The sequence below is a fragment of the Pseudomonas sediminis genome, assembly GCF_002741105.1.
GTDB lineage: Bacteria > Pseudomonadota > Gammaproteobacteria > Pseudomonadales > Pseudomonadaceae > Aquipseudomonas > Aquipseudomonas sediminis.
This window is the reverse complement of sequence record NZ_NIQU01000002.1, coordinates 498,447-512,645: the sequence shown is the minus strand read 5'-3', so window position 1 is coordinate 512,645 and position 14,199 is coordinate 498,447. Positions and strand designations below refer to the sequence as shown.

The 14,199-nt window shown below is 63.4% G+C and carries 13 protein-coding genes; 4 read left to right on the top strand and 9 right to left on the bottom strand.

Going from position 1 to position 14,199, the window contains the following annotated elements:
- Nucleotides 1-10: 10 nt before the first annotated feature.
- Genes CDO35_RS07800 through dapE form a run of 3 tightly spaced genes read right to left on the bottom strand, consistent with a single transcriptional unit; the run spans nucleotide 11 to nucleotide 2,357 of the window.
- Nucleotides 11-385, bottom strand: coding sequence for a hypothetical protein (locus tag CDO35_RS07800; RefSeq protein WP_099523513.1), 375 nt, complete (start codon nucleotides 383-385; stop codon nucleotides 11-13).
- 5 nt (nucleotides 386-390) lie between these two features.
- A complete protein-coding gene (locus tag CDO35_RS07795) occupies nucleotides 391-1,218 on the bottom strand; it encodes a putative RNA methyltransferase (RefSeq protein WP_099523510.1) in 828 nt (275 codons plus the stop codon).
- Complete coding sequence (gene dapE / locus CDO35_RS07790; protein WP_099523637.1) at nucleotides 1,215-2,357, bottom strand: succinyl-diaminopimelate desuccinylase; 1,143 nt, start codon at nucleotides 2,355-2,357, stop codon at nucleotides 1,215-1,217. Before dapE ends, CDO35_RS07795 begins: the two co-directional genes overlap by 4 nt.
- Nucleotides 2,358-2,701: 344 nt before the next feature.
- On the opposite strand from dapE, the gene tcdA reads away from it, so the two are divergent.
- The 3 genes from tcdA (at nucleotide 2,702) to CDO35_RS07770 (ending at nucleotide 4,966) form a co-directional block, all read left to right on the top strand.
- Nucleotides 2,702-3,511: a tRNA cyclic N6-threonylcarbamoyladenosine(37) synthase TcdA gene (gene tcdA, locus CDO35_RS07780; protein ID WP_099523508.1), complete on the top strand. Its 810-nt coding sequence runs from the start codon at nucleotides 2,702-2,704 to the stop codon at nucleotides 3,509-3,511.
- 151 nt (nucleotides 3,512-3,662) lie between these two features.
- Nucleotides 3,663-4,457, top strand: coding sequence for a substrate-binding periplasmic protein (locus tag CDO35_RS07775; RefSeq protein WP_099523507.1), 795 nt, complete (start codon nucleotides 3,663-3,665; stop codon nucleotides 4,455-4,457).
- Nucleotides 4,458-4,495: 38 nt separating this feature from the next.
- Complete coding sequence (locus tag CDO35_RS07770) at nucleotides 4,496-4,966, top strand: YehS family protein (RefSeq protein WP_099523505.1); 471 nt, start codon at nucleotides 4,496-4,498, stop codon at nucleotides 4,964-4,966.
- A gap of 25 nt (nucleotides 4,967-4,991) precedes the next feature.
- Here the strand turns inward: CDO35_RS07770 and CDO35_RS07765 are convergent, their stop codons facing one another.
- From CDO35_RS07765 to CDO35_RS07750, 4 genes are all read right to left on the bottom strand, one after another.
- A complete protein-coding gene (locus CDO35_RS07765) occupies nucleotides 4,992-5,405 on the bottom strand; it encodes a SufE family protein (RefSeq protein WP_099523503.1) in 414 nt (137 codons plus the stop codon).
- A 103-nt stretch (nucleotides 5,406-5,508) separates the two neighbouring features.
- On the bottom strand, nucleotides 5,509-6,714 hold the full coding sequence (locus tag CDO35_RS07760) for an aminotransferase class V-fold PLP-dependent enzyme (RefSeq protein ID WP_099523502.1): 1,206 nt from the start codon (nucleotides 6,712-6,714) through the stop codon (nucleotides 5,509-5,511).
- 183 nt (nucleotides 6,715-6,897) lie between these two features.
- Nucleotides 6,898-7,932 carry a 2,3,4,5-tetrahydropyridine-2,6-dicarboxylate N-succinyltransferase gene (gene dapD / locus CDO35_RS07755; protein ID WP_099523500.1) on the bottom strand — a complete coding sequence of 345 codons (1,035 nt, stop codon included), beginning with the start codon at nucleotides 7,930-7,932 and terminating at the stop codon, nucleotides 6,898-6,900.
- Between the two features lie 38 nt (nucleotides 7,933-7,970).
- Nucleotides 7,971-8,318, bottom strand: a complete 348-nt coding sequence (locus tag CDO35_RS07750; protein ID WP_099523498.1) for an ArsC family reductase — start codon at nucleotides 8,316-8,318, stop codon at nucleotides 7,971-7,973.
- 152 nt (nucleotides 8,319-8,470) lie between these two features.
- Between CDO35_RS07750 and CDO35_RS07745 the strand changes: the two genes are divergently transcribed.
- Complete coding sequence (locus tag CDO35_RS07745; protein WP_099523496.1) at nucleotides 8,471-10,105, top strand: Na+/H+ antiporter; 1,635 nt, start codon at nucleotides 8,471-8,473, stop codon at nucleotides 10,103-10,105.
- A gap of 159 nt (nucleotides 10,106-10,264) precedes the next feature.
- Here the strand turns inward: CDO35_RS07745 and dapC are convergent, their stop codons facing one another.
- Together dapC and CDO35_RS07735 are read right to left on the bottom strand one after the other, a co-directional pair.
- The gene (dapC, locus tag CDO35_RS07740) at nucleotides 10,265-11,461 is read right to left on the bottom strand and encodes a succinyldiaminopimelate transaminase (protein WP_099523494.1); all 1,197 of its coding nucleotides are present in this window, start codon (nucleotides 11,459-11,461) and stop codon (nucleotides 10,265-10,267) included.
- 37 nt (nucleotides 11,462-11,498) lie between these two features.
- The gene (locus tag CDO35_RS07735; RefSeq protein WP_099523492.1) at nucleotides 11,499-14,198 is read right to left on the bottom strand and encodes a [protein-PII] uridylyltransferase; all 2,700 of its coding nucleotides are present in this window, start codon (nucleotides 14,196-14,198) and stop codon (nucleotides 11,499-11,501) included.
- Nucleotide 14,199 lies beyond the last annotated feature (1 nt).

Genomic DNA, 14,199 nt, shown 5'->3' with positions numbered 1-14,199 from the left:
CTTGCGGCCGCTATTGATCAGTACGCCAGACGATCTCGGTTTCACCATCGGCGTCGACCTTGATCCAGCGATCGGCTTCCTCATCGCTTTCATCTTCTACCCAGGTGCCCGGTGCGCAGCGCACTTGCACGCCGAGCGCGGCATGGGCGGCGCGGGCGCAGGCCAGGTCGTCGGCCCAGGGCGTGGCGTCGCTTTCCAGGTACAGGCTGTGCCATTTGCCCACGGCTTTCGGCAGCCAGGTCACCGGCACGTCACCGGCCTTGCATTTGAAGGTCTGGCCCTTTTGCTGCCAGTCGCTGCACGGGCCCAGGGCTTCGCCCAGCCACTGAGCCACGGCGTCGCGTTCGGCGTCTTTGAGGTAGATCTCGATGTCGGGTTGGCGCATGGCTTTCAGTCCTGAGAGCGTGGGCTCTGGGTTTTGGTGATCCAATCGTAGCGGATTGAAACGGTGACATCGAAGGGCTCGGCGATGACCGCTTCGCGGCGTTCGGCACTGGCGCGCCAGCCGTGCGGGGTCATGGCTAGCAGGTCGGCGCGAGCCTGTGCGTCGGCCAGATGCAGCGGGAATTCGAGGGTCTCGCTGTGGGCCAAGTGCATGCCGGGCGGAATCAGCGCCAGGTGCTTCTCGTCGTCGTAGTCACGGACTTCGTCGTACAGCTTCTGCCGCAGCTCCATCAGGTGGCCACGGGTTGGGCCCATACGCAGCAGGCCGCCACCTGGGGCGAGCAGGCGTTTGGCCTCGTTCCAGTCGAGTGGGCTGAAGACGCTGGCGAGCAGGCTGCAACTGGCATCGGCCAAGGGCACGCGGGCCATGCTCGCCACCAGCCAGTTCAACTGCGGAGCACGTTTGCACGCGCGTTTGACCGCCTCACGAGAGATGTCCAGGGCATAACCGTCGGCCGCCGGCAGGCCACGGGCGATCTGTTCAGTGTAGTAACCCTCGCCGCAGCCGATATCCAGCCAGCGCACCGGCTTGTAGTCGGCAGCCAGTGCGGCCAGACGAGCAGCCAGCGGTGCATAGTGGCCAGCGTCGAGAAAACGCCGGCGGGCCTCGACCATGGCGGCGTTGTCGCCGGGGTCGCGACTGTTCTTGTGTTGCACCGGCAGCAGGTTGTAGTACCCCTGGCGAGCGCGGTCGAAGCTGTGCCGGTTGCTGCAGATCAGACCGCTGTCACTCGGCTCCAGCGATGTCTGGCAGATGGGGCAGATCAGGCTCATGCCAGCAACTTCACCATGGTTTGGTAGTAAACCTCGGTGAGCAGGTCCAGATCGCTGGCCAGTACACGCTCGTTGATCTGGTGGATGGTGGCGTTGACCGGGCCGAGTTCGACCACCTGGGTGCCCAGGGTGGCGATGAAGCGCCCGTCGGAGGTGCCGCCACTGGTCGACGGCGTGGTGTCGCGGCCGGTGACGGCCTTGATGCTGGCGGCCACGGCGTCCAGCAGATCGCCCGGCTGGGTAAGGAAGGGCAGGCCGGACAGCGCCCACTCCAGGTGGTAGTCCAGTCCATGCTTGTCGAGGATGGCGGTGACGCGCTGCTGCAGACCTTCGACGGTAGATTCGGTGGAGAAGCGGAAGTTGAACACCGCTTTCAGCTCGCCGGGGATGACGTTGGTCGCACCGGTGCCGGAATTGAGGTTGGACACCTGGAAGCTGGTCGGCGGGAAGTAGTCGTTGCCGTGATCCCAGTGCTCGGCGGCCAGTTCAGCCAGCGCCGGAGCGGCCAGATGAATCGGGTTCTTCGCCAGGTGCGGGTAGGCGACGTGGCCTTGCTTGCCGTACACGGTCAGGGTGCAACCGAGCGAGCCGCGGCGGCCGTTCTTGACCACGTCACCGAGCAGGGTGGTGCTCGACGGTTCGCCGACGATGCACCAGTCCAGGCGCTCGCTGCGGTCGCGCAGGCGCTCGACCACGGCTTTGGTGCCGTGCTGGGCCGGGCCTTCTTCATCGCTGGTGATAAGAAAGCTGATGGCGCCCTTGTGCTCTGGGTAGTCGGCGACGAAACGCTCCACGGCGATGATCATGCTCGCCAGGCTGCCTTTCATGTCCGCTGCGCCACGGCCGCAGAGCATGCCGTCTTCATCCAAGCGCACATCGAACGGCTGGTACTGCCAGGCGTCCAGCGGGCCGGTTGGCACCACATCGGTGTGGCCGGCGAAGCACAGTACCGGGCCGTCACCCCCGCGCTTGGCCCAGAAATTCTCCACCTCTTCGATACGCATGTGCTCGACCTCGAAGCCGCAGGCGGCCAGGCGGCGCATCATCAGCTCCTGACAGCCTTCGTCGACCGGGGTCACGGACGGGCGGCGGATCAGGTCGAAGGCGAGGTCCAGGGTCGGGGTGAGGGGGGCGGTCATGATGGCTCCGGTACGACAGCTAGCGTGAAGGCTGGCCATCTTAAAGCAAAAGTCGTTACCGATCAGGTGATAAGGCGCGCCGTACGGCATCTTCGCCATAAAAGTCGCCTGCTGCGACTGGCCGACGGCTGACCGGCATGACGGGCTTGGGTGGGCAGGTGGCTATCTCTATAATGCGCCGCTTCGTTCAGGGCATCTCTAAAAACTACCTGCGTTGCCATCGCTGCGTTAAAAACAGGCTCAAAATGCTCATTTACAGCACGTAAACTGCGCTTTTTCGCCTGTTTTTGCCTTGCACTGGCTGCCTCGCTTACGTTTTTAGAGGCGCCCTTCAGGGGGGGGAGATGAGTACAGACGATCAACGCTTCGGCGGCATAGCCCGGCTCTACGGCCAGGAAGGCTATCAACGCCTGGCGGCCGCGCATGTGGCGGTAGTCGGCATCGGCGGGGTCGGCTCCTGGGCGGCCGAGGCGCTGGCGCGCTCGGGCGTGGGCGAGATCTCCCTGTTCGACCTGGACGACGTCTGCATTACCAACACCAATCGCCAGGTGCATGCCGTCGAAGGCGCGGTAGGCAAGGCCAAGGTCGATGAGATGGCCGCGCGCATCCGCGCCATCAACCCGGCCTGCGTGGTGCATGCGGTGGCAGATTTCGTCACTCGCGAAACCATGGCCGAGTACATCACCGAGCAGCTCGACGGGGTTATCGATTGCATCGACAGCGTGCCGGCCAAGGCGGCGCTGATCGCCTGGTGCAAGCGGCGCAAGATTCAGATCGTTACTACCGGTGGGGCAGGCGGGCAGGTCGACCCGACGCAGATTCAGGTCACCGATCTGAACAAGACCTTCAATGACCCGCTGGCGGCCAAGGTGCGCAGCATGCTGCGTCGCGATTACGGCTTCTCTCGTACACCGGGGCGCACCTACAGCGTGCCCTGCGTGTTTTCCACCGAGCAGTTGCGCTATCCCAAGCCGGACGGCACGGTCTGCCAGGCCAAGGGGTTCGTCGGAGAAGGCGTGCGCCTTGACTGCGCTGGTGGTTTCGGTGCGGTGATGATGGTCACCGCCAGCTTCGGTATGGCCGCAGCGGCCAAGTTGGTGGACAAGCTGGTGGCCGGGGCTCGCCGCCCGGCGGAGCGTTTGCCCAAGGCTTGAAAAATCCCCGGCCATGCTTCGTTTGACTATGCTGGGGCGATAACGGAGAGGTTGCCGTAGCTGACAGGGATAGGTCGTAGATGATTCGTATCAGAGGTGATTTGTGTCGTACCTGTTTTGTAGCGTCTCTCTGAAAAGACGCTGGGCACGGATGTTCGCCTCCCTGACGTTGCCTTTGTTGTGGGTGGCGATGGGACCGGTTCAGGCTGAACCTCAGAAGTTGTTTATCGGTACCGGCGACTGGGCGCCTTACGTCGATCAGCAGCGCAGTGATGGTGGTGCTCTGGCGCGTCTGATCAGCGCGGTCTTTGCTGAGGCGGGCTATCAGGTCGAGTACGTCTTTCGTCCCTGGGACCGCAACGTGCTGATGCTGCAGCAGGGACAGTTGCACGCGATCATGCCCTACAGTTGTACGCCCAGCCGGCTCAACTATGGGATTTGTAGCGACACGCTGGTGCGCGGAGAGATCGTCCTGTTCCATCGTCGCGAGCAGGCGTTCGACTGGACCACGGTCGAGGATTTACTGAGCTACCGTATTGGCACGACTCTGGGTTACTCCTACGGCCCGGCGTTCGATGCAGCGTTGCAGGCCGGTCGGCTCAACGTCGAGCAAAATGGCAAGGAAGACACCAGCTTCCGTCTGCTTGAACTGGGGCGCATCGACTTGCACCCGCAGGATCGTGCGGTGGGTTACGCCATGTTGCGCCGGCTGTTTCCAAAAGACGGCGGTAACATCATTCACCATCCGCGTCAGCTTAATACAGAGCCTTTGCGCCTGTTGTTTCGTAAGGACGATCCGGAAAGTGTCATGCTGTTGCGCAAGTTCAATGCCGGGCTGCGTGAGTTCGCCAACCGTGGTGATCTGCAGCGACTGCAGCAGGCACTCAACTCCGGCGATGCCGATGACTGGAAACCCAGCCAGTCAACTCCGCTGGCGCGAGATTGAACGGCACTCGCCGAATTCCGTTCTCAAGAGTCTTTTGCATGCTCAATAACGATGTACTGCGCAGCCTGCGCTATCTGTTAGACGTCAGCGACGCCAAGCTGGAAGACCTCTGCCGGTTGGCGGATTATCCCGTCGAGCCGGGTTTGATCTCGGCCTGTCTGTTGCACGAGGACGAGCCAGGCTATCGCTCGTGCAACGATGTGCTGTTGGCGCACGTGCTCGAAGGGCTGGTGTTCCACAAGCGTGGCAAGGACGACAGCCGGCCGCGCTTGCCGGTGGAAAAGCGTCTGACCAACAACCTGATCCTGAAGAAGCTGCGCGTGGCCTTCGAGCTGCGTGACGATGATATTCAGTCCATTCTGCAAGCGGCTGACCTGCCGATGACCAAGACCGAGCTCAGCGCGCTGTTCCGGGCTCCGGGGCACAAGCATTTTCGCGAGTGCGGCGACCAGATTCTGCGCAATTTCCTGCGGGGTTTGACCTTGCGTGAGCGGGGCAAAGGCGCCTGACCGCTTCGCCCGCGAAGAGTGCGGCTTAGGCTGGTCGACCTGCCAGCTCGCGCATACGCTGCAGCACGGCATTGAGACCATTGCTGCGTGATGGCGACAGTTGTCTTTGCAGTCCTAATTGGTTGAACCAGTCGACCAGATCGACACTGGCCAGCTCGGCGCGAGGCAGACCATCGACCCGCGCCAGCAATACGGCAAGCAGGCCGCGTAGCAGGCGAGCGTCGCTACTGGCGCGAAAGTGCAGATGTTCACCGCTGCGCTCGGCGATCAGCCAGACCAGGCTCTCGCAGCCATGCACACGGTGCTCGTCGACCCGCTCGGCGTCGCTCAATGGCGCCAGGCGCTCACCCCATTGCATCAGCAGGCGCGCGCGCTGTTCCCAGCCGAGGCAGGCGGCAAAGGCTGCCAGTGCTTCCTGAGCGGCGACTGGCAGACTCATGGCGAGAGACTCCCGTAGCATGTAGGAGCGGCTTCAGCCGCGATGGTCCGGGTACCGATATTCGCGGCTGAAGCCGCTCCTACAACGAGCAATTGGCGGCATTTCATCGCAACAGCTCCAGGGCGTTATCCAGGGCGCTGAAGAAGCGCTGCAGGTCCTCGCCATCGTTGTACAGGCCGAGCGACACGCGAATCGCACCACTCAGGCCGAGGCCTTTCATCAGCGGCATGGCGCAGTGATGCCCGGCGCGCACGGCGATACCCTGTTCGCTGAGCAGGTGCGCCAGGTCGGCGTTATGCACGCCATCGACACAAAAGCTGGCCAGGGCCAATTGGGGTTGGCCCAGCAGGCGAACACCGTCACGCGCCTGCAGGCCGGCCAGCAGTTCGGCATGCAGGGTCGCCTCATGACGTGCCACGGCTGCGTGATCCAGGCCGTTCAGCCAGTTCAGTGCGGCGCCCAGCGCGATGACCGCAGAAACCGCCGGTGTACCGGCCTCGAAACCCAGTGGAGCAGGGCGAAAGCGCGCCTCATGGTAGTCGGCGTCGAGCACCATCTCGCCGCCGAATTGCCAGTGCTGCAATTGGCCCAACGCTTCGCGGCGGCCATATAGCAGGCCGACGCCATCCGGGCCGTAGAGCTTATGTGACGAACAGACGTAGAAGTCGCAGCCCAGCGCTTGCAGGTCATGACGACCATGCACCGCGCCCTGAGCGCCGTCGACCACAGTGAGAGCGCCTTGCGTGCGCGCCAGTGCCAGTAGCTCGTCCAGCGGCTGCCAGCGACCTAGTACGTTGGACAGTTGCGAAACTGCCAGCAGGCGGGTGCGTGTGCCGATCAGCCGGGCCGCTTGTTGCAGGTCGATGCTGCCGGCGTCATCGAGCGGCAGGATCACCAGTTCCAGGCCGCGACGCTTGGCCAGTTGTTGCCAGGGCAGCAGATTGGCGTGGTGTTCCAGTGCGCTGATGACGATCTGCTCGCCCGGCTGTAGCAAGTGCTCCAGGCCGTAGGCCAGCAGGTTCAATGATTCGGTGGTGCCGCGGGTAAAGATGATCTCCTCGGCGCGGGCCGCATTCAGCCACTGCGCCGCCTGGCTGCGTGTCGCCTCGAAGGCGCGAGTGGCGCGCTCGCCTGGCAGATGCTGGGCGCGATGCACGTTGGCCACGCCGCTGGCTAGGTAGCCGAGCAAAGCGTCCAGCACCGCCTGCGGTTTTTGCGCAGTGGCGGCGCTGTCCAGGTAGGTCTGGCCTTCGGCTGCGAGGGCGAGAATGCCGGGAAAGTCGGCACGCCAGGGGGAGATCAGTGACATGGATGCTTCCAGAGATCATCCGGCGGTTAAAAGTTGGGTTTAACGTCTAGCGAGCGAAGGCCAGACAAGGCGCAATAAGGCGAGGAACGGTCGGAGTCGCGGGCGACTTTACTGATCTGAATGACCGATCCGAGCCTTATTGCTACGCAGTATGGGCTAGCGCAGCAGCGTTAAACCAACTTTTCAGTTGTGGGCGTGCAGGGCTTCGTTCAGCTCGATAGCCGACTTGTGGGTCTTGCACTCCACGGCGCCGGTCAGCGAGTTGCGACGGAACAGCAGATCCGGCTGGCCAGCCAGGTCGCGTGCCTTGACCACCTTGACCAGGGCGTTGCCCTCGTCGAGCAGGTTCACCTTGGTGCCGGCGGTGATGTACAGGCCGGCTTCGACGGTGTTGCGGTCGCCCAGCGGGATACCGATACCGGCGTTGGCACCGATCAGGCAGCCTTCGCCGACGCTGATAATGATGTTGCCACCACCGGACAGGGTACCCATAGTCGAGCAGCCGCCGCCCAGGTCCGAACCTTTGCCGACGAATACACCAGCGGAAACGCGGCCTTCGATCATGCCCGGGCCTTCGGTGCCGCCGTTGAAGTTGACGAAGCCTTCGTGCATCACGGTGGTGCCTTCGCCGATATAGGCGCCCAGGCGCACACGGGCGCTATCGGCGATACGCACGCCGGCCGGTACCACGTAGTCGGTCATTTTCGGGAACTTGTCCACCGAGAACACTTCCAGCAGCTCGCCTTTGAGGCGCGCTTCCAGTTGGCGCTCGGCCAGCTCGTTCAGGTCGACAGCGCCCTGGCTGGTCCAGGCGACGTTGGGCAGCAGCGGGAAGATGCCTGCCAGGCTCAGGCCGTGAGGCTTGACCAGGCGATGCGACAGCAGGTGCAGTTTGAGGTAGGCCTCCGGGGTGCTGGTCAGCGCGGCATCTTCAGCCAGGAAGGTGGCGACCAGCGGGTTGTGGCTTTCGGCCAGGCGGGTCAGTAGCGCCGCTTGAGCAGCATCCACGCCTTTCAGGGCTTCGGCCAGATCGGCGGCTTGCGCAGTGGTAAAGGTGATGGCCTGGTTGCCGCCTTGATAGCCGAGCTTCTCGGCGGCCTTGGCCACCAGCTCGCTGGCCGGGTTGAGCAGCGGCAGGGCGTAGAAGACTTCCAGCCAGTTGCCCTGGCGGTTCTGGGTGCCAACACCAAAGGCGATGCTGTAAAGGGAGGTGCTCATTAAGATGGGTTCCTTGCAACGAAATCGGGTGAGAGTGATCAGGCCAGCGCGGCTTGGTAGTTATCCGGCTTGAAGCCGACCAGGGTCTTGTCGCCCAGGTCGAGTACCGGGCGCTTGATCATCGATGGCTGGGCCAGCATCAGTTCGATGGCCTTGGCCTGGTCGAGATCGGCTTTCTGCGCGTCGTCCAGTTTGCGGAAGGTGGTGCCTGCACGGTTCAGGATGGTCTGCCAGCCATGCTCGTTGCACCACTTTTCCAGGTTTGCACGGTCGATTCCGACGCTCTTGTAGTCGTGAAAGGCATAGTCGACCTGGTGTTCATCGAGCCAGGTTCTGGCCTTTTTCATCGTGTCGCAGGCCTTGATGCCATACAGGACGTAACTCATTGATCTTCCTCTGATGAGTGGCGTGCCGGAAGGTCCGGTAAATACGGCGGGCCATTATGCCACGTCGTGTCCTTGCATGGCGGTGGCTGTCGCTGCGATGTGTTACGGCGCTAGAATCACGGCCTCCCGCTCGTTCCCGCCGGTTCCACGCCATGCAATTGCTCTACACCATTCTGACCATGTTGCTGGTGGTCAGTGGCACCCGCATTACCGCCCAGTTCATTCCCCTGCCACTGCCGCTGCTGCAGATTCTGATCGGTGCGCTGCTGGCGATTCCCGTGTTGGGGCTGCATGTGCGGCTCGATCCCGAGTTGTTTCTGCTGCTGTTCATCCCGCCGTTGCTGTTCGTCGATGGCTGGCGCATGCCCAAGGGGCAGTTTCGCCAGTTGCGCACGCCGATACTGCTACTGGCCTTCGCACTGGTGTTTTTCACCATCCTTGGTGCTGGCCACTTCATCCACTGGCTGTTGCCGCAGGTGCCGCTGGCTGCCTGCTTCGCCCTGGCTGCCGTGCTGTCTCCAACCGATGCGGTGGCTGTGGCGGCGATCACCCACGGCCGTTTGCCGAGCACCTTGAACAACCTGCTGCAGGGCGAAGCGCTGATGAACGATGCCTCTGGCCTGGTGGCGTTCAAGTTCGCGGTGGCTGCGACCCTCACCGGCGTGTTCTCGATCACCGATGCCAGCCTGCAGTTCGTGCTGGTGGCCTGTGGCGGACTGGCCATCGGTGTCGCGCTCAGTTACATGTTGGGGCGCTTGCGCGCCTGGATGATCGCTCGCGGCTGGGAAGACCCGGCGCCGCACGTGCTGCTGCTTCTGCTGTTGCCGTTCGCCGCTTATGTGGCGGCCGAGCACCTGGGGTTGTCCGGTATTCTGTCGGCAGTCGCGGCAGGGATGATGCAGAGCCGTCTCGATCTGCTGCCGCGGCAAACGTCCACGAGGATGCTCAATCGCAGTGTCTGGGCCTTGCTGGAGTTCACCTTCAACGGCCTGATCTTCCTGCTGCTGGGCCTGCAGTTACCCGACATCCTCAATGCGGCATTGGGCGAGCACGCAGCGTCCTGGTCGTTTGCCCTGGAAGCGGCCGGCATGGTGCTGGCGATCTATGCGGTGCTCATGCTGCTGCGCTTCGTCTGGGTCTACAGCTACTGGCGGGTGTCCGGTGCGGTGCGTCGCCTGCGTGGAGAGCCGACGCGTTTTGCCGGGCAATCGCGTGTCGCCCTGAGTGCGGTGCTGACGTTAGGCGGGGTACGCGGTGCGGTGACGCTGGCGGGGGTGATGTCGCTGCCGTTGCTGCTCAACAACGGGCAGGCGTTTCCGCAGCGCGATCTGCTGATTCTGATCGCTGCTGGGGTGATCCTACTGTCGCTGCTGGTGGCCAGCGTGGCCTTGCCGCGCCTCCTGCCGCGACTTCCGCAGGACAACGCCGCCCTGCGCGAGCGTGAACTCAATCGCCACCGTGCGCTGATGCTGGAGTCGGCGATTCGCTACCTGGAGTCGGAAGATGAGCGCGCGGCCGATGCCGAGGGCGCGATCACCTCGGTGGAGGTGAAGGCGCGACTGATGAGCGAATACCGTGATCTGCTGGAGCGCGCCCATGATGGCGACGAAGCACGCGAGCAGCAGCGTGAAGTGGATCGCCTGGAGTATCGCTTGCGCCTGCAGGCGCTGCGCACCCAGCGGCTGGAGCTGTATCGCATGCGCAAGGACAATGAACTGGATGACGATATGCTGACCGAGATCCTGCGCGATCTGGATATCGCCGAGGCGCGCCTGCACAAGAGTTGAGTCACAGATAGGCGTAGCCCGGATGCAATCTGGGAGGCCTTGGGCGGGCTATCCCCGGATTGCATCCGGGCTACGGAGTTAGAGGCTCGCGGCTAAAGCCCCTCCTACAAATCAATTAGCTGTGGGAGGGGCTTTAGCCGCGACTGCTTCTGAAGTCGCTCAGGCGCCGCGAATGAAGCGGGCGATGCGCTCGGCGGCTTCGATGCACTCGGCCAGTGGTGCAACCAGCGCCATGCGTACACGGCCGGCGCCAGGGTTGACGCCGTTCACTTCGCGCGACAGGTACGAGCCCGGCACTACGGTAACGTGCTCGGCGGCGAACAGGTCGCGGGTGAACAGGGTGTCATCACCCGGGGTGCGTGCCCACAGGTAGAAGCCACCATCCGGACGCTGCACGTCCATCACCGGGGCGAGGATGTCCAGCACGGCGGCGAACTTCTCGCGGTACATATCGCGGTTGGCGCGTACGTGCGCTTCGTCGTTCCAGGCGGTAACGCTGGCCAGCTGGGTTTGTACCGGCATGGCGCAGCCGTGGTAGGTGCGGTACAGCAAGAAGTGCTTGAGGATGCTGGCGTCACCGGCGACGAAGCCTGAGCGCAGCCCCGGCAGGTTGGAACGCTTGGACAGACTGTGGAACACCACGCAACGGGCGAAATCGCTGCGACCCAGCTCGGCGCAGGCGCTGAGCAGGCCGGGCGGCGGTGCGTCTTCATCGAAATACAGCTCGCTGTAGCACTCGTCGGCGGCGATGACGAAGTCGTGCTCGTCAGCCAGGGCGATCAGTTTCTTCAGTGTCTCGACCGGGATCAATGCACCCGTGGGGTTGCCCGGCGAGCAGAGGAACAGTATCTGGCAGCGCTTCCAGGTCTCGGCCGGCACGGCATCGAAGTCCGGGTTGAAGCCATGGGCTTCCAGGCACGGCAGGTAGTGTGGCTCGGCACCGGCGAGGAAGGCCGCACCTTCGTAGATCTGATAGAAGGGGTTGGGGCTGATCACCAGGCCCTTGGCGTTGCGGTCGACCACCGCCTGGGTGAAGGCGAACAGCGCTTCGCGCGTGCCATTGACCGGCAGCACGTGGCGCGCAGCATCCAGCCAGCCGCCGGGCACACCGAAACGGCGCTCGCACCAGGTGGCGATGCTCTGGCGCAGCTCTGGCAGACCGAGCGTGGTCGGGTAGACGGCGAGCTTGTCGAGGTTGGCGGTCAGCGCCTGGCCGACGAAGTCCGGCGAGCGATGCTTGGGTTCGCCGATGGACAGCGCGATCGGACGCTTGTCGGCGGCCGGTTGTACGCTGCCGAGCAGTTCGCGCAGTTTCTCGAAGGGGTAGGGCTGGAGCTGGTCGAGGGCTGGATTCATCGTTATCTCGTGTACGTCGGAAAGCGGGGCGGCTCGATCAAATGTTTATCTGCAGACTCTGCGGCTGAATGCTCGGCTCTGACAGGCGGCGGACGATGGTTTCCTGCAGGCGCGCGCAGAGCTCGGGGTCGGACAGCGGCTGGTTGTTGGCGTCGGTGACGAAGAACACGTCCTCGACGCGCTCGCCCAGGGTGGCGATCTTGGCGTTCTGCAGTGACAGGTCGTACTCGAGGAAGATGCGCCCGATTCGCGCCAGCAGGCCGGGGCGGTCCGGTGCGGTCAGCTCGAGGATGGTCACCGGGCGCTGCGCGTCGTTGTGGATGGTCACCTGCGGCGCGAAGGCGAAATGCTTGAGCTGGCGCGGTACGCGGCGCTGAATGATGGTCGGGTAGTCGTCCGGGTTCTTCAGCGCTTCGATCAGGCCTTCGCGAATCTGCTGGATACGCGCGGGGTTGTTACCGATGGAGCCGCCGTCGGCATCCAGCACCACGTAGGTGTCGAGGGTGAATTGGCTGGTGGAGGTGATGATCCGCGCGTCGTGAATATTCAGGTTGAGCTGGCTCATCGCGGCCACGGTCACGGCGAAGAAGTCATGCTGGTCCGGCGCGTAGATGAATATCTGCGTGCCGCCCTCGAATTCGCGCTGGGTGGTTTCCTTCATCAACACCAGCGGGCCACCATCGTTGGGATGCTGGAGAATGGCATCGGTGTGCCAGGCTACGTCAGTGGCGGTGTGGCGCAGGAAGTAGTCGTCGCCGAGCTGGCTCCACAGTTGTTCGGCATCATCCGGGTCGGTACCGCCGCGTACCAGGGCGTCCAGGGCCGCGCTCTGGGTCTGGCGAATCTGTTCTTCGCGGTCCAGCGGGTTTTCCAGGCCGCGGCGCAGGGCGCGCTTGGTCTCGGTGTAGAGCTGGCGCAGCAGGCTGGCGCGCCAGGAGTTCCACAGGCTGGGGTTGGTGGCGTTGATGTCGGCCACGGTCAGCACGTAGAGGTAGTCCAGGTGCGTCTGGTCGCCGACGAACTGGGCGAAGTCGTGGATCACCTGTGGGTCGGAAAGGTCCTTGCGCTGTGCAGTGGTGGACATCACCAGGTGGTGCTGCACCAGCCAGACGATCAGCGCGCTGTCCCAGGCCGGCAGGTGATGGCGGCGGGCGAAGGCCTCGGCGTCCACGGCGCCCAGCTCCGAATGGTCACCACCACGGCCCTTGCCGATGTCGTGATACAGGCCGGCGAGATAGATCAGTTCCGGCTTGGGCAGCTTGTCGATCAGTTTGCTGGCCAGCGGGAATTTCTCTGCCAGTTCCGGCCAGCGGAACTTGCGCAGGTGCTTGATCAGGTTGAGCGTGTGCGCGTCGACCGTATAAATGTGGAACAGGTCGTGCTGCATCTGCCCGACGATATGACCGAACTCCGGCAGGTAACGGCCGAGAATGCCGTAGCGGTTCATCCGCCGCAGGTTGCGGTGAATGCCCTCGCGGCACTTGAACAGTTCGATGAACAGGCTGGTGTTGCGAATGTCCTTGCGGAAGTCGTCGTCGATCAGGTGGCGGCTGTCGCGCAGCAGGCGGATGCTGTCGGCACGTACGCCCTTGATCTCAGGGTGCTGCGCCATCAGTACGAAGATTTCGATGATGGCGAAGGGCGTGCGCTTGAAGACGTTGGGGTGGGTGACCTCGATGTAGCGGTCGCGCACCTGGAAGCGGCTGTTCAACGGCGTTGCCGGGCCACTTTCGCCGGCACGCAGGATGACTTCCTCGAAGTGCTGGTTGATCAAATCCGAGAGTTCGGAAATCCCCATCACCACGCGGTAATACTTCTGCATGAAGTGTTCGATGCTGCGCTTGCCGTCACCGTCCTGATAGCCGAACAGGGCGGCGATCTTCACCTGGTAATCGAACAGCAGGCGGTCCTCGGCGCGTCCGGCGAGCATGTGCAGGGCGTAGCGTACCTTCCACAAGAACTCCTGGCTGGAGGAGAGCAGGGCGTACTCGCTTTCCAGCAGAAAGCCCTGGCCGACTAGGGCCTGCAGGTTGAGCGTGCCGAACTGGCGGCGCGCGACCCAGAGCACGGTCTGGATGTCGCGCAAACCACCCGGCGAGCCTTTGACGTTGGGTTCGAGGTTGTACTCGGTGTCGTTGTACTTGCCATGGCGGGCTTTGCGTTCTTCGCGCTTGGCCAGATAGAAGTGCTTGCTCGGCCACATGGCGTCGGTGCTGGTCACCTGCTGCATGCGCTGGCGCAGGTGCTCTGGGCCGGCGATGGTGCGGCTTTCCATCAGGTTGGTGATCACCGTCAGGTCAGCGCGTGCCTCCTCGGCGCATTCATCGACCGAGCGCACGCTCTGGCCGACCTCCAGGCCGATGTCCCATAGCAGCGTGAGAAAGCCTTCGATGGGCTCGCGGAAGATTTCGTGGTCGCTGCTGTCGAGCAGGATCAGCAGGTCGATGTCCGAATAGGGGTGCAACTCGCCACGGCCGTAGCCGCCGACCGCGAGCAGGGCGATGTCGGCGTCCTCGCTCCAGGTGAAGCGCTTCCAGGCTTCCTGCAGGATCTGATCGACGAGCCAGGCGCGGTCTTCGACCAGGCGGCGAATGTCGCGGCCGTCGCGAAAGCGCGCATCGAGCACCTCATGCGCACCGCGGATGGCTTTCTTGAATGCGGCGATGGGGCTGGATTTTAACGCCAGCTCGGCCTGGAACTGACCGCGGTCAAACAGTTCGGGGTCCATCTGCGGCATG

Bases quoted from the DNA above. Each gene is read 5' to 3' on its own strand.
- CDO35_RS07800 (WP_099523513.1), bottom strand. From the start codon at position 385: ATGCGCCAACCCGACATCGAGATCTACCTCAAAGACGCCGAACGCGAC.
- CDO35_RS07795 (WP_099523510.1), bottom strand. From the start codon at position 1,218: ATGAGCCTGATCTGCCCCATCTGCCAGACATCGCTGGAGCCGAGTGAC.
- dapE (WP_099523637.1), bottom strand. From the start codon at position 2,357: ATGACCGCCCCCCTCACCCCGACCCTGGACCTCGCCTTCGACCTGATC.
- tcdA (WP_099523508.1), top strand. From the start codon at position 2,702: ATGAGTACAGACGATCAACGCTTCGGCGGCATAGCCCGGCTCTACGGC.
- CDO35_RS07775 (WP_099523507.1), top strand. From the start codon at position 3,663: ATGTTCGCCTCCCTGACGTTGCCTTTGTTGTGGGTGGCGATGGGACCG.
- CDO35_RS07770 (WP_099523505.1), top strand. From the start codon at position 4,496: ATGCTCAATAACGATGTACTGCGCAGCCTGCGCTATCTGTTAGACGTC.
- CDO35_RS07765 (WP_099523503.1), bottom strand. From the start codon at position 5,405: ATGAGTCTGCCAGTCGCCGCTCAGGAAGCACTGGCAGCCTTTGCCGCC.
- CDO35_RS07760 (WP_099523502.1), bottom strand. From the start codon at position 6,714: ATGTCACTGATCTCCCCCTGGCGTGCCGACTTTCCCGGCATTCTCGCC.
- dapD (WP_099523500.1), bottom strand. From the start codon at position 7,932: ATGAGCACCTCCCTTTACAGCATCGCCTTTGGTGTTGGCACCCAGAAC.
- CDO35_RS07750 (WP_099523498.1), bottom strand. From the start codon at position 8,318: ATGAGTTACGTCCTGTATGGCATCAAGGCCTGCGACACGATGAAAAAG.
- CDO35_RS07745 (WP_099523496.1), top strand. From the start codon at position 8,471: ATGCAATTGCTCTACACCATTCTGACCATGTTGCTGGTGGTCAGTGGC.
- dapC (WP_099523494.1), bottom strand. From the start codon at position 11,461: ATGAATCCAGCCCTCGACCAGCTCCAGCCCTACCCCTTCGAGAAACTG.
- CDO35_RS07735 (WP_099523492.1), bottom strand. From the start codon at position 14,198: ATGCCGCAGATGGACCCCGAACTGTTTGACCGCGGTCAGTTCCAGGCC.